This is a genomic window from Mesorhizobium sp. M0292 (genome assembly GCF_040321695.1).
Lineage (GTDB): Bacteria > Pseudomonadota > Alphaproteobacteria > Rhizobiales > Rhizobiaceae > Mesorhizobium.
This window is the reverse complement of the sequence record NZ_JAMYSB010000004.1, coordinates 114,501-127,857: the sequence shown is the minus strand read 5'-3', so window position 1 is coordinate 127,857 and position 13,357 is coordinate 114,501. Positions and strand designations below refer to the sequence as shown.

General features: G+C 62.0%; 11 protein-coding genes. 9 read left to right on the top strand and 2 right to left on the bottom strand.

The window, feature by feature from the left end; translation table 11 throughout:
- Positions 1-49 precede the first annotated feature (49 nt).
- From NKI96_RS07565 to NKI96_RS07540, 6 genes are all read left to right on the top strand, one after another.
- The gene (locus NKI96_RS07565) at positions 50-1,702 is read left to right on the top strand and encodes an ABC transporter substrate-binding protein (RefSeq protein WP_352803591.1); all 1,653 of its coding nucleotides are present in this window, start codon (positions 50-52) and stop codon (positions 1,700-1,702) included.
- A 223-nt stretch (positions 1,703-1,925) separates the two neighbouring features.
- Entirely contained in the window at positions 1,926-2,960 is a 1,035-nt protein-coding gene (locus NKI96_RS07560) for an ABC transporter permease (RefSeq protein ID WP_023668188.1), read from the top strand.
- Between the two features lie 13 nt (positions 2,961-2,973).
- A complete protein-coding gene (locus tag NKI96_RS07555) occupies positions 2,974-4,131 on the top strand; it encodes an ABC transporter permease (RefSeq protein WP_352803588.1) in 1,158 nt (385 codons plus the stop codon).
- A 45-nt stretch (positions 4,132-4,176) separates the two neighbouring features.
- Positions 4,177-6,393: a dipeptide ABC transporter ATP-binding protein gene (locus tag NKI96_RS07550; protein ID WP_023804942.1), complete on the top strand. Its 2,217-nt coding sequence runs from the start codon at positions 4,177-4,179 to the stop codon at positions 6,391-6,393.
- 142 nt (positions 6,394-6,535) lie between these two features.
- Positions 6,536-6,763 carry a hypothetical protein gene (locus NKI96_RS07545; protein ID WP_023668191.1) on the top strand — a complete coding sequence of 76 codons (228 nt, stop codon included), beginning with the start codon at positions 6,536-6,538 and terminating at the stop codon, positions 6,761-6,763.
- Positions 6,760-7,197: a TA system VapC family ribonuclease toxin gene (locus tag NKI96_RS07540; RefSeq protein WP_023682204.1), complete on the top strand. Its 438-nt coding sequence runs from the start codon at positions 6,760-6,762 to the stop codon at positions 7,195-7,197. Before NKI96_RS07545 ends, NKI96_RS07540 begins: the two co-directional genes overlap by 4 nt.
- A gap of 56 nt (positions 7,198-7,253) precedes the next feature.
- Here NKI96_RS07540 and NKI96_RS07535 read toward each other — a convergent pair whose 3' ends face one another.
- On the bottom strand, positions 7,254-7,844 hold the full coding sequence (locus NKI96_RS07535; RefSeq protein WP_023707714.1) for a transglycosylase SLT domain-containing protein: 591 nt from the start codon (positions 7,842-7,844) through the stop codon (positions 7,254-7,256).
- 217 nt (positions 7,845-8,061) lie between these two features.
- On the opposite strand from NKI96_RS07535, the gene NKI96_RS07530 reads away from it, so the two are divergent.
- Positions 8,062-9,600: a trimethylamine methyltransferase family protein gene (locus tag NKI96_RS07530; protein ID WP_023707716.1), complete on the top strand. Its 1,539-nt coding sequence runs from the start codon at positions 8,062-8,064 to the stop codon at positions 9,598-9,600.
- Positions 9,601-9,678: 78 nt separating this feature from the next.
- Positions 9,679-12,120 carry a GcvT family protein gene (locus tag NKI96_RS07525; protein WP_352803585.1) on the top strand — a complete coding sequence of 814 codons (2,442 nt, stop codon included), beginning with the start codon at positions 9,679-9,681 and terminating at the stop codon, positions 12,118-12,120.
- 92 nt (positions 12,121-12,212) lie between these two features.
- Here NKI96_RS07525 and NKI96_RS07520 read toward each other — a convergent pair whose 3' ends face one another.
- Positions 12,213-12,605 (bottom strand): DoxX family protein, encoded by a 393-nt coding sequence (locus NKI96_RS07520; RefSeq protein WP_023687981.1) that lies wholly within the window; start codon positions 12,603-12,605, stop codon positions 12,213-12,215.
- Between the two features lie 207 nt (positions 12,606-12,812).
- Between NKI96_RS07520 and NKI96_RS07515 the strand changes: the two genes are divergently transcribed.
- On the top strand, positions 12,813-13,301 hold the full coding sequence (locus tag NKI96_RS07515) for a hypothetical protein (protein WP_023753560.1): 489 nt from the start codon (positions 12,813-12,815) through the stop codon (positions 13,299-13,301).
- Positions 13,302-13,357 lie beyond the last annotated feature (56 nt).

Sequence of the window (13,357 nt, the reverse complement as noted above, 5' to 3'; positions counted from 1 at the left end):
AGGGATGCGGAATGTTAAAAGGCGGAAAGCCAACAATGGGAGTTAAGGTATGACAAATTACAAGAGTAATGGCGATCGCGTTCCCGATCACATCCTGGCCATGGCCGAAGAAGCCAAGGCAGGCAAAGTCGATCGCCGCGAGTTCCTCGCCTTGGCCAGCGTGTTCGGCGCGTCGACTGCGATGGCCTACGGCATGCTCGGCGTAGCCGTGCCGACCCAAGCCAGGGCCGAAGAGGTGCAGGGCAAGAAGGGCGGCATCCTGAAAGTCGCGCAATGGGTCAAGGATCCCAAGGATCCACGCAAGGCCGATTGGTCGGAAATCGCCAATGCCGAGCGCCAGGCGCTTGAGCCGCTGGTCAAGTACACCAGCGAATACACGTTCCGCCCGTACCTTCTGGAGAGCTGGGAGGTCAACGACGACGCCACCGAGTACACGCTGCATGTGCGCAAGGGTGTGACCTGGTCGAATGGCGATGCCTTCACCGCCGATGACGTCATCTTCAATCTCAAGCGCTGGGCCGACAAGAAGGCCGAGGGCAATTCGATGCCTGGCCGTCTCGGCACGCTGGTCAAGGACGACAAACTCGACGAAAGTGCCGTGACCAAGGTTGACGACCACACCGTCAAGCTGAAGCTCGGCAAGGCCGACATCGCGCTCATTCCGAACATGTGCGACTATCCCGGCCTCATCGTGCACAAGAGCTTCGACGAGAAGGGCGGCGACTTCAAAGCCTGCCCGATCGGTACCGGCCCGTTCGAGCTCGTCTCCTACGATGTCGGCCAGAAGGTGGTCTACAAGCGCCGCGAGGACAACAAGTGGTGGGACGGCGAGGTGTTCCTCGACGGCATCGAATTCGTCGACTACGGCACCGATCCGGCAGCCATGGTCAGTGCCTTCGAGGCCGGCGAAGTCCATACGAATTTCGAGACCTCGGCCGACTATGTGTCGATCCTCGACGGACTGGACCTGGTCAAGTCCGAAATCGTCACCGCGTCGACCATCGTGTGCCGCACCAACATCAACAACAAGCCTTACGGCGACCAGAAGGTACGCAACGCGCTGCAACTCGCGGTCGACAACAATGTCGTCCTGCAGCTTGGCTACGGAAATGCCGGCACGGTGGCTGAAAACCACCATGTCTGCCAAATCCACCCGGAATATTACGAGCTGCCCAAAGTCGCTCGCGATCCGGCCAAGGCCAAGGCGCTGATGGCGGAAGCCGGCCAGGCCGACTTCGAGCATGAGCTGATCACGGTCGACGAAGACTGGCACAAGAATACCGGCGACGCCATCGCCGCGCAGATGCGCGACGCCGGCCTCAAGGTAAAGCGCACGGTGCTGCCGGGCTCGACGTTCTGGAACGACTGGACCAAGTATCCGCTGTCCATGACCAACTGGAACATGCGCCCGCTCGGCGTCCAGGTTCTGGCGATCGGCTACCGCACCGGCGAGGCGTGGAACGAGTCGGCCTATTCCAACCCCGAATGGGATGCCAAGCTCAATGCAGCATTGGCCGTTGCCGATGCGGCCAAGCGCAAGGAGATGATGAAGGACATCGAGCAGATCCTGCAGGATTCCGGCATCATGATCCAGCCATACTGGCGCAAGCTCTACAGCCACTCGGTCAAGGCGGTGCAGAATTACAAGATGCATCCGACCTTCGAGCGCGATTACGGCAAGGTCTGGCTCGACCAGGCGTGATTGGAACGTCAGGGAAGGGGCGCTTCGCTCCTTCCCGTCACGCCTCGCATGGCCCAGAACCGGAAGCCGCCGCAGCAAAAAGTTGCGGACTTTCCTGAAAGACCGTTCAATAAAACTGGGTTGATTGCATCCGAGTGCCGATTTGACGGCCAACTCTGCCGGCAGCGGCAAAGCTGGTTTTTCGAACTGGCTCCAACCCCAACCAGACCGGCAGGGGACCGCCATGCTTTCTTTCGTAATCAGGCGTCTCGGCACCATGGCATTGACGATGCTGTGCCTGACGATGATCGTCTTCTTCCTGATCAACCTCGAGCCGAATTTGAAGAAGCTGGCGATCAGCCAGACCGAAATGCACACATCGGCCGAACAGCTCGAAAGCTGGCTGGTCAACCATGGCTACCGGCAGAACTTCTTCGTGCGCTACGGGCAATGGCTGGGCGTCGTCCCGAAGCAACCGGTGACCGATCCGGCGACCGGCAAGCCGACGCAGCGTTTCTCCTTCTGCAACGATCCGCTGGAGCCGAAATTCTCCGGCATCCTGGAAGGTGATTTCGGCTGCTCGACCAAGTTCAAAACCTCCGTTGCGTCAAAGCTCTTCCCCGCACTCGCCGCCACCGGTATCCTGATGCTCTGCGTGCTGTTGGTGATGGTGCCGATTTCGCTGCTGATCGGCATCCTGGCCGGCATGCGCGAGGGCTCGCGAACGGACCGAACGCTGTCCGTCGCATCAATCGCGTCGACGGCGACGCCCGAATATGTGTCCGGCGTCATCTTCACCGTCATCTTCGCCTCCTGGCTCGGCTGGCTGAACGGTTCGGCCGCCTCGGCAAGCCAGGGCATCACCTTCTACAATTTCACCCTGCCGGTGATGACGCTGGCGATCTACGGCATCGGCTACATCGCCCGCATGACACGCGCCTCGATGGTCGAGGTGATGACGCAGCAATATATCCGCACCGCCCGGCTGAAGGGGCTTTCCTTCGGCAGCGTCGTCGTCAAGCACGCGCTGCGCAATGCGCTGATTGCGCCCTTCACCGTCATCATGCTGCAATTTCCCTGGCTGCTTACCGGCGTCGTCATCGTCGAGGTGATGTTCCGCTACCAGGGCTTTGGCTACACGCTGGTCGAGGCCGCCGGCAACAACGACATCGATCTGCTGCTTGGCTGTTCACTGGTCTCGGTGTTCATCGTGCTGATCACGCAGCTCATCTCGGATGTCGGCTACGCGTTCCTCAATCCGCGTATCAGAGTTCAATAGGGGGCTGGGGCAGATGCAGGTCGAATATATCGGTGCCTTCAATGTCGTGCTCGGCGTGATTGGGCGTTTCTGGCCGGTCTGGTTAGGGCTTGCCCTGGTGATGGGGGTGAGCTCCACCTACAAGAAAAGGCTCGGCCTCTACGGCCAGCTGTTCGATAGCGGCGTCGGCATAGTCGGTGTCGGCATCTGCCTGTTCTGGCTGTTCACGGCAATCTTCGCGTCGACCGTCGCGCCCTTCGATCCGCTCGCCCAGGTCCCGATCATGAAGGATGCGCTGCCGGGCGCGCTCGAGCCGGTATCGAAACTCATCTACTATTTCGGCGGCGACAAGCTCGCCCGCGATGTCTTTTCGCGCATGGTCTATGGCAGCCAGATCGTGCTGATCATCGCACCGGCTGCGACCGGTTTCGCGCTGATGGTCGGCATCACGCTCGGTCTGCCCGCCGGTTACTATGGCGGCCGGATCGACACCGTGCTGTCCTTCCTGGCCAATCTGGTGCTGGCCTTCCCGGTGATCCTGCTGTTTTACCTGCTGGTGACGCCGGGCATCATGGATACGCCGATCCCCTACGCCATGGCCGGGCTGTTCTTCCTGTTCCCGATCATCTTCTTTTCGGTGCTGTTCTGGACGCGCTACAAGAACCGGCCGGACCGCCTCTATATATTGCTCGGGCTGACGCTGATCATCGGCGGCTGGGTCTATGCCGGCCTGGTGTTCGACGCCGATCCGTTCAAGATCATCCACATCGATCCCAACCAGCTCAACATCTTCGTGGCGGTGGTGTTCGCCTCCAGCCCCGGCGTATTCCGCATCGTGCGCGGCCTGGTGATGGACATCAAGACGCGCGACTATGTGGCGGCGGCGCAGACGCGCGGTGAATCGCCCTGGTACATCATGCTGTGGGAGATCCTGCCCAATGCGCGCGGGCCGCTGATCGTCGATGCCTGCCTGCGCATCGGCTACACCACGATCCTGCTCGGCACGCTCGGCTATTTCGGGCTGGGCCTGGCGCCGGAGAGCCCTGACTGGGGCACCGCAATCAAGGACGCCAGCCGCCTGCTGCGCTCCTTCATCCACCCGGCGCTGCCGCCGACCATCGCGCTGATGTCGTTCGTGCTGGGCTTGAACCTGCTTGCCGACTCGCTGCGCGAACAATCGATGAAAGACTGATCTGCGGGTCGGCCCGCGAGCATGAAAATAGGATTGGAGCGACCCATGAATGAGGCAGTTCGAAATCCCGGCAAGCCGACCCTTGGGCCAAGCGCTGCGCCGATCATCGAGATCGAGAACCTGTCGATCTCCTTCTTCACCCGCAAGGGCGAGATCCCCGCCGTCATGGACTTTTCCTGCACGGTGATGCCGGGCGAAGCCATGGGCATCGTCGGCGAGTCCGGCTGCGGCAAGTCGACCGTGTCGCTCGGCATCATGCGCGACCTCTCCAACATCGGAAAGATTGTCGGCGGCAAGATCAAGTTCCAGGGCAAGGACATGGGCGAGCTGTCCGACGAGGAGTTGCGCTCCATCCGCGGCAACAAGATCGCCATGATCTACCAGGAGCCGATGGCGAGCCTCAATCCGGCGATGAAGGTCGGCCAGCAATTGATGGAAGTGCCGCTGATCCACGACAAGGTGTCGAAGGAAGAGGCTTACAAAAGGGCGCTCGAAATGGTGCGCTCGGTGAGATTGCCCGATCCCGAACGGATGATGCGTTCCTATCCGCACCAGCTGTCCGGTGGCCAGCAGCAGCGCATCGTCATTGCCATGGCGCTGCTGTCGAAGCCGGCGCTGCTTCTGCTCGACGAACCGACGACGGCGCTCGACGTGACGGTGGAGGCCGGCATCGTCGAACTGGTCAAGGGGCTGGGCGAGAAGTTCGGCACGTCGATGATCTTCGTGTCGCACAATCTGGGCCTCATCCTCGAGACCTGCGACCGCATTACGGTGATGTATTCGGGCGAAGCGGTCGAGACCGGCAAGATCAAGGACGTGTTCGACCGGATGCGTCACCCCTATACGCAAGGGCTGTTCCGCTCGATCCCGCTGCCGGGCGCCGACAAGAATTCGCGGCCGCTGATCTCTATCCCCGGCCAGTTGCCGCTGCCGCATGAGCGGCCCAAGGGCTGCAATTTCGGGCCGCGCTGCCACCATTTCGTCGAGGGCGTCTGCAATGCCGCCGAAATCCCGATGATCGAAGTCGCCGGTCACGAAGGGCATTTCTCGCGCTGCGTGCGCTTCAACGAGATCGACTGGGAAGCGCTGCCGCCCGGCGCCAAGAAGGTCAATGAGAAGGTCGTGCCCGGCGCGCCGGTGCTCAAGATCGAGGATTTGAGAAAATACTACAAGGTCGGCGGCAGCGAAGTGTTCGGCTCCAGCGAAGGCCGCGTCGTCAAGGCCAATGAGACGATCTCGTTCATGGCGCGCGAATCCGAGACCGTCGCCATCGTCGGCGAGTCCGGCTGTGGAAAGTCGACACTGGCCAAGGTCCTGCTGGGGCTGGAGACGGCAAGTGCCGGCACAGTGACGCTGGGCAACAAGGAGATCCAGTCGACCGGCATCGAAAAGCGCAGCGTCGAAACGGTGTCGTCGATCCAGATGGTGTTCCAGAACCCGTTCGATACACTCAATCCCAGCCACTCCGTCGGTTCGCAGATCATCCGCACGCTGGAAAAATTCAAAGTCGGCAACAATGTCGCCGAGCGGCGCAAGCGCATGCTGGAATTGCTCGACCTGGTGAAGCTGCCGCGGGCCTTCGAGACACGCAAGCCGCGCCAGTTGTCGGGCGGCCAGAAGCAGCGCATCGGCGTGGCGCGTGCCTTTGCCGGCGATGCCAAGGTGGTGGTGGCCGACGAGCCGGTGTCGGCACTCGACGTCTCGGTGCAGGCGGCCGTGACCGAGCTGCTGATGGACATCCAGCGCAAGAACAAGACGACGATGCTGTTCATCAGCCACGATCTGTCCGTCGTGCGCTACATCGCCGACCGCGTCGTCGTCATGTATCTCGGCTACATCGTCGAGCAGGGCACGACCGACCAGATCTTCGCGCCACCCTATCACCCCTACACAGAGGCGCTGCTGTCGGCGATCCCGATCGCCGACACCAGCGTGGTCAAACGGCACATCGTGCTCGAAGGCGATATCCCGTCGGCGATGAACCCGCCGAGCGGCTGCCCGTTCCAGACGCGCTGCGGCTACAAGAGGCTGGTGCCGGACAATCTGTGCGAGACCAAGGTGCCGCCGGTGAAGCATCTCGGCGATGGCCATATGAGCCTGTGCTGGCTGTCGGACGATGTGCTGGCGACGATGGAGCCGGTGATCAAGTTCGACAGGGAACACGCAGCGCATGAGGGCGTGCCGGAAGACGCACCGGATGGGATCGGCCCCGGTTTCGCCGGCGAACCGCCGAAGCGCCCGCATGGCAAGAAGCCGAGCTGACCAGCCATAGAGGCAATGCCGCTCGTTGGCGCATTGCCGCAGCGTCGCCATAGCTCAAGGAACGACAGCTACGTTCGCTTGAATATTGCTGTCCATTGCTTTATGTGATGCGTGATGTTTGATGCGCGGTAGGGAGCATGTTGTGAGAACCACACTTGCAATCGATGACGATGTCCTACTTGCGGCCAAGGCCATGGCGCGACAGCAGGATCGCAGCGTTGGCGACGTCATTTCCGATCTGGCTCGCCGCTCACTGCGCAGGCCCCCGACCGGCGGTGAACGCAACGGCATCCCCTTGCTTGCATCGCGGCCCGACGGCCCGATGGTCGATCTCGAAATGGTCAATGCGCTTCGCGACGAATTGCCGTGACCTTCCTGCTCGACGTCAATGTGTTGATTGCGTTGATCGATCCGGCTCACGTCGCGCATGAAGATGCCCATCGGTGGTTCCAATCCACCGGGCATTTATCATGGGCAACATGTCCCATTACCGAGAATGGCGTCATCAGGATTGTAAGCAACCCGAAATACCCCAATTCTCCGGGTTCGCCCGCCGTGGTGGCGCAGATTGTCGGCAAGCTGCATGCCCTTTCAGGACATCAGTTCTGGCCTGACGAGATCAGCCTTGTCGGTTCCAACGACATCGATGCAGCCAGGATCCTCACCCCGGCACAGGTAACGGATAGCTATCTGTTGGGACTCGCCAAGGCGCGTGACGGCCAATTGGCGACGTTTGACCGAAAGCTGTCGACGGCAGCGGTAAAGGGAGGGAGGTCGATCCTCCACCTGATCCCAAGCGAATGAATGGCTGAGTTCCGCTTCGATCGCAAACTGCGTGGCTGCAAGACCGCTTGGCAACGTCAGCTGCCGCATTGCTGCAGCTGTTCGGCATAGTCGCGGGCCATCTTTTCGGTCGCCCTGGCATAGCCCTGCACGCCGGCATCGCCACGGTTGCCGCGGCCGTAGGCGGTCCAGCCGAGATAGTAGGCGAGATAGAGATTGTAGGTGTCGTTGCGGGCGACGCCGAACGTGTCTGATGTCTTGGAATGATACCAGCCGACGAAATCGACGGCATCGGCAAACTTGGTCCGCCGCGCCGCCCAGCTGCCGGTTTCGCTCTGATATTGCGACCAGGTGCCGTCGAGCGCCTGCGAGAAACCGGTGGCCGACGAGACATGTTTCCACGGAATGAAGCCGAGCAGTTTGGTACGCGGCGGCCTGGCATTGCTCTTGAAACCGGATTCCTTGCGCACCGTCGCCATCAGCACGGGGACAGGGACGCCGTATTTCTGCGAGGCGCGCTCGGCGGCCGACTGCCAGTTGTCGAACCAGCCGTCGTTCTGGTCGAAGACGGCGCAGACATTGTTGATATGGTTGGGCGGCGTCGCGCAGGCCGGCAAAGCCAGCAGCACGCCAACCGCTACAATTTTACTCAAACTCGAACTACGCATTGGAAAACGAATAGGCCGAAATCATAAAGGGAATCTTGCGGTGTTTCTTAACGGCTTGCCGGCCTGGCTGCGCTCGGTGGGCCTGTATCATTATTCCGACCTTTCGCGTCGCCTTTATCTCCATCAGAATTCAAAAATGCCGCCTTGGATAAAATCACGCCCGCGAAGGGCGGATTTCTGACAGCGATATCCGGATGCCGGCGCTCTGATGCCAGGCATGAATGAACCAAGACGAAAGCGCGGCGCGGAGCGAACCAGCAACCGGGGGCCCGCCGCCATCCCGCAACTTCCACTGCGGCGGGTGACCAATCCCTATCCGCCGATGGCGATGCTCTCAGTCGACCAGGTCGAAGCGATCCACCAGGCGTCGATGCACATTCTGGAAAATTTCGGCATCGAGGTGATGTCTCAGCGGGCGCTGGCGCTGTTCGAGAAGGCGGGCGCAAAAGTTGACCATGCGACCGCGAATGTCCGCATCGACCGGGGCCTTGTCGCCGAGGCGCTGAAGACCACGCAGTCCAGCTATCGGCTGACGCCGCGCAACCCCGCCAACACCATTCATCTCGGCGGCAACACGATCAATTTCACCCTCGTCGCCGGGCCGCCCAATGTGCACGACATGGAGCGCGGCCGGCGCGCTGGAAACTTGCACGACTATGCCGATCTGACCCGGCTGGCGCAGCATTTCAACTGCATCCACATGCTCGGCAACCAGGTCTGCGCGCCGGTGGAACTGCCGGCCAACACCAGGCACATGGATACCTATTTCACCAACCTGACGCTGACCGACAAATCGTTCCATGTCTCGGCGATTGGACGAGGCCGGGCGCTGGACGGCATCGAGATGATGGCAATCGCGCGCGGGCTGACGCTGGACGAGATGCGCGATGATCCCGGCATTGCCACCATCATCTCGGTCAACTCGCCGCGGCGTTTCGACGAGATGATGGCCGAAGGGCTGATGACCATGGCTGAGTTCGGCCAGTCGGTGGCGGTGACGCCGTTCACGCTGATGGGCGCGATGAGCCCGGTGACGCTCGCCGGCGCCCTGGCGCAGCAGAATGCCGAGGCGCTGTTCGGCGTGGTGCTGACGCAACTGGTGCGCCCCGGCGCGCCGGTGATGTACGGCGCCTTCACCTCCAACGTCGACATGAAGTCGGGCGCGCCGGCCTTCGGAACGCCGGAGAACACCAAGGCCAACATCGCCTCGGGGCAATTGGCGCGGCGCTACAATCTGCCCTACCGCACGACACCGGGGTCGGCATCGAATGCGGCGGACGCGCAAGGCGCCTACGAGACGCTGATGGCGCTGTGGGGCGCTGTGCTCGGCCACGGCAACCTCGTCTATCATGCCGCCGGCTGGCAGGAGGGCGGGCTGACGGCATCGTTCGAAAAGCTCATCATTGATGTCGAGATGATCCAGCACATGATGGAGTTCTTGCGCCCGATCGTCGTCGACGAGGCGGAGCTTGCGGTCGAGGCGCTGGGCGCGGTGCCGACCGGCGGCCATTTCTTCGGCGAACCGCACACGCTGGAACGCTATGCCACCGCCTTCTACCAGCCGATACTGTCCAACTGGCAGAATTACGAGGCATGGCAGGAGGCCGGCGGCCTCGACACGACGGCGCGCGCGACCCGGCTGTGGAAGAAGGCGCTGGAAGACTATGTCGAGCCGGTGATGGATATCGCCGTGCGCGAGGCGCTGGAGGCGTATGTGGCCAGGCGCAAGGAAGCGATCGGGCAGGGCGAGCCGTGACTTTTTCAGCGTCGGCGCGCGGCGCTGCCTTTCTGATTCACCTTATCTCCTCAACTCATTGATAACAGAGCAAAACTCATGAAATCGCATGCAAAGGTCGTGGTCATTGGCGGTGGCGTCGTCGGGTGCTCCGTGCTGTTCCATCTGGCGCGTCATGGCTGGACCGATGTCGTGCTTTTGGAGCGCGACGAGCTGACCTCCGGCTCGACCTGGCATGCGGCCGGCGGCATGCACACGATCAATGGCGACCCCAACGTCGCCAAGCTGCAGAAATACACGATCTCGCTCTACAAGGAGATCGAGGAGCTGTCGGGACAGGCGACCGGCGTACATCTGACCGGCGGCGTGCTTCTGGCGGCAACCGAGGCGCGGCTCGACTGGCTGCGCGGCGTCGTCGCCAAGGGGCGTTACCTCGGCATCGACCTCGAGGAGATATCGGCCAATGAAGCGGCCGAGCTGATGCCGCTGCTCGACCCGAAACAATTCGTCGGCGCCGTCCGCAACAAGGAGGACGGCCATCTCGATCCCTCCGGCGTGACGCATGCCTATGCCAAGGCCGCGCGGAAACTGGGCGCCGAGGTCGAGCGCTTCACCAAGGTCGAGGACATTGTGCGCCGGCCCGACGGCATGTGGCGCGTCATCACCAACAAGGGCGAAGTGGTGGCCGAGCATGTCGTCAATGCCGGCGGGTTATGGGCGCGCGAGGTCGGCCGCATGGTCGGGCTGGAGCTGCCGGTGCTGGCAATGGAGCACATGTACCTGATCACCGAGGATATGCCCGAGGTGGCGGCGTGGAACGCCAAGACGGGGACCGAGATCATCCATGCCGTCGATTTCGATGGTGAGCTGTACCTGCGCCAGGAGCGCGGCGGCATGCTGATGGGCACGTACGAGAAGGCCAATAAGGTCTGGTCCGAATTCCAGACGCCGTGGAATTTCGGTCATGAATTGCTGGAGCCGGACATCGACCGCATCGCGCCGTCGCTCGAAGTCGGCTTCCGCCATTTCCCGGCCTTCGAGAGGACCGGCATCAAGCAGATCATCAACGGGCCCTTCACCTTCGCGCCGGACGGCAATCCGCTGGTTGGGCCGGTGCGTGGCCTTCCCGGCTTCTGGGTCGCCTGCGGCGTCATGGCGGGCTTTTCACAAGGCGGCGGCGTCGGCCTGGCGCTGTCCAACTGGATGATCGAGGGCGATCCCGGCGCCGACATCTGGGCGATGGATGTCGCGCGCTACGGCGACTGGGCGACGATGGCCTACACCAATGCCAAGGTGCGCGAGAACTATTCGCGCCGCTTCTCGATCCGTTTCCCCAATGAGGAGCTGCCCGCCGGGCGGCAGCTGAAGACGACGCCGATCTATGATCTGCTGTCGGCCAAGGGCGCGCAATGGGGCGTGTCCTATGGGCTGGAAGTGCCGCTCTGGTTTGCGCCCGAGGGTGTCAAGGACGAGTTCTCGTGGCGGCGGTCCAGCGATTTCACCCATGTCGCCAATGAGGTCGCGACTGTTCGTGAGAGCGTCGGCCTGGCGGAGATTTCGAACTTCGCCAAATACAAGGTGACGGGAGGAGGGGCGGCCGCTTGGCTCGACCGGGTCTTTGCCTGCAAGTTGCCCAAGCCAGGCCGCATGACGCTGGCGCCGATGCTGAAGGATGACGGCAAGCTCATCGGCGATTTCACGCTGGCCAATATCGGTGCCACCAATTCCAACGGGACCGAGTGGTTCATCGCCGGCTCCGGTATCGCCGAGCAGTATCATATGCGCTGGTTCGAGGCGCATTTACCTGCGGATAGCTCAGTGCGCATGGAGGCGCTGGGGCAGAAACTGACCGGTCTGGCGATCGCCGGACCCAAGGCGAGGGAGGTGCTGGCGAAGGTCAGCCGCGCGGATGTCGCCAACACCGCATTCCCCTTCATGGCGGTCGCGAAAATGGACATCGGCACGGCGCCATGCCTGGTCGGCCGCGTCAGCTACACCGGCGATCTCGGCTACGAGATCTGGGTGGCGCCGGAATATCAGCGCGCTGCCTTCCAGGCGTTGATGGCGGCAGGCGAGGAATTCGGCCTCGGCCTGTTCGGCTCGCGCGCGCTCAATGCGCTGCGGCTGGAGAAAAACTACGGCTCATGGGCGCGCGAATACCGGCCGATCTACGGGCCGCTGGAGGCCGGGCTCGACCGTTTCGTCGCCTATGGCAAGGATGCCGATTTCGTCGGCAAGGCCGGCGCTCTTGCCGAGCGCAAGGAGGGCGGCAAGCTCAGGCTGCGCACATTTATCCTCGATGCCGACGATGCCGATGTCATCGGCGACGAGCCGATCTGGTACGATGGCGCGGTGCGCGGCTGGGTGACGTCGGGCGGCTATGCGCATCACTCGAAGAAATCCGTCGCCATCGGCTATGTGCCGAAGGAGATCGCAGACAAGAGCGACGGCTTCGAAATCGAACTTTTGGGCAAGCGCCACGCGGCGCGCGTTCAGGCAGCGCCGCTCTTTGACGCGAACTTCGAGCGAATGCGCGCCTGAAGCGCTTCGGCTTCGCCGAGGCGCTTCAGATTCCTTTGTGCATGTCGTTATCCCAAAACCGCTGCGCACCTTTGGGCGACATGCATTGCGCGTCAGACGTTGCGGCGGTTGTCGAGCGCGAAGGCGCCGGCGCCGGCAAACACCAGATAGAGGAAGATGAAGCAGAAGGAGATTGCCGCGTCGCCGCTGTTGTTGACCGGGAAGAAGTCGCGCGGGTAGTGCGCCATGAAATAGGCGATGGCCATCTCGCCGGCCAGAAGGAACGCGACCGGGCGGGTCAACAGACCGAGCGCCAGCAGGATGCCACCGGCGAATTCCAGGATGCCTGCCGTCGCCGTCAGGCCGCTAAGAGCGTGAGGCTCGGCGCTGACCGGAAAATTGAACAGTTTCTGCGAGCCATGCTCGAGGAACTGCAGGGCTGTGATGATGCGCAGGACGCCGAGTGCCTGCGGCTGAAATCTCGCGAGACCGTCAAAAAGCTTCATCTAAACTCCATTTTTCCAACCATGTGGCCCGGCCATAAATCATCACCCGGCGCTGGACCATTCACTTCCCATGGCCTGTCATCAACAATCGGTGATTGCAATTATTTCCAGTCTGACTTCGAAATTTGCTCTCGTTATGGTTGCATACATCTCGTTAAGGTTGTATATCTGCGAGTAGACACTCCAAACCAGACGGGTTCCTTCGCCATGAAAAAAGTCGCCATCAGCCTGTTCGCAATCCTCGCAAGCACCAGTTTCGCCGTGGCCGCTGATGCTGGCTGCGATGCCTTCAAATGGCCGGTAACACGCGAGCAGGAACTGTTTCCGGCAGCGCCCGCCGCGCAGTCCGGTGCCTCTCTTGCTTTCGGCGAAGCCGCGGATATGGCGCTGGAGCCGGTCGATGCGGTCAGCTTCATGGTCTCACCGCAACGCGCGCCGGCAGCCGGCACGTTCGGCGCGACGGCAAACGTGGCCGTGCCAACGGAAGGAGAGCTCCAGATCAGCCTGTCCGATGAGGCCTGGGTCGACGTCATTCAGGATGGCCAGGCCGTGAAATCAGCCGGTTTCAGCGGCGTGAAGACCTGCCTCGGCGTCCGCAAGAGCCTGCGCTTCAAGCTGACGCCTGGCGCAGCCACGATCCAGCTCAGCGGCGCCAGGAAAGAGAACCTCAAAGTTGCGGTGCTGGCGCCGGAGTGACCGCGCCCGGACGCGCCTCTCATCGCACCAGCGGCGCGATGAGAGCAGTTCCGTGC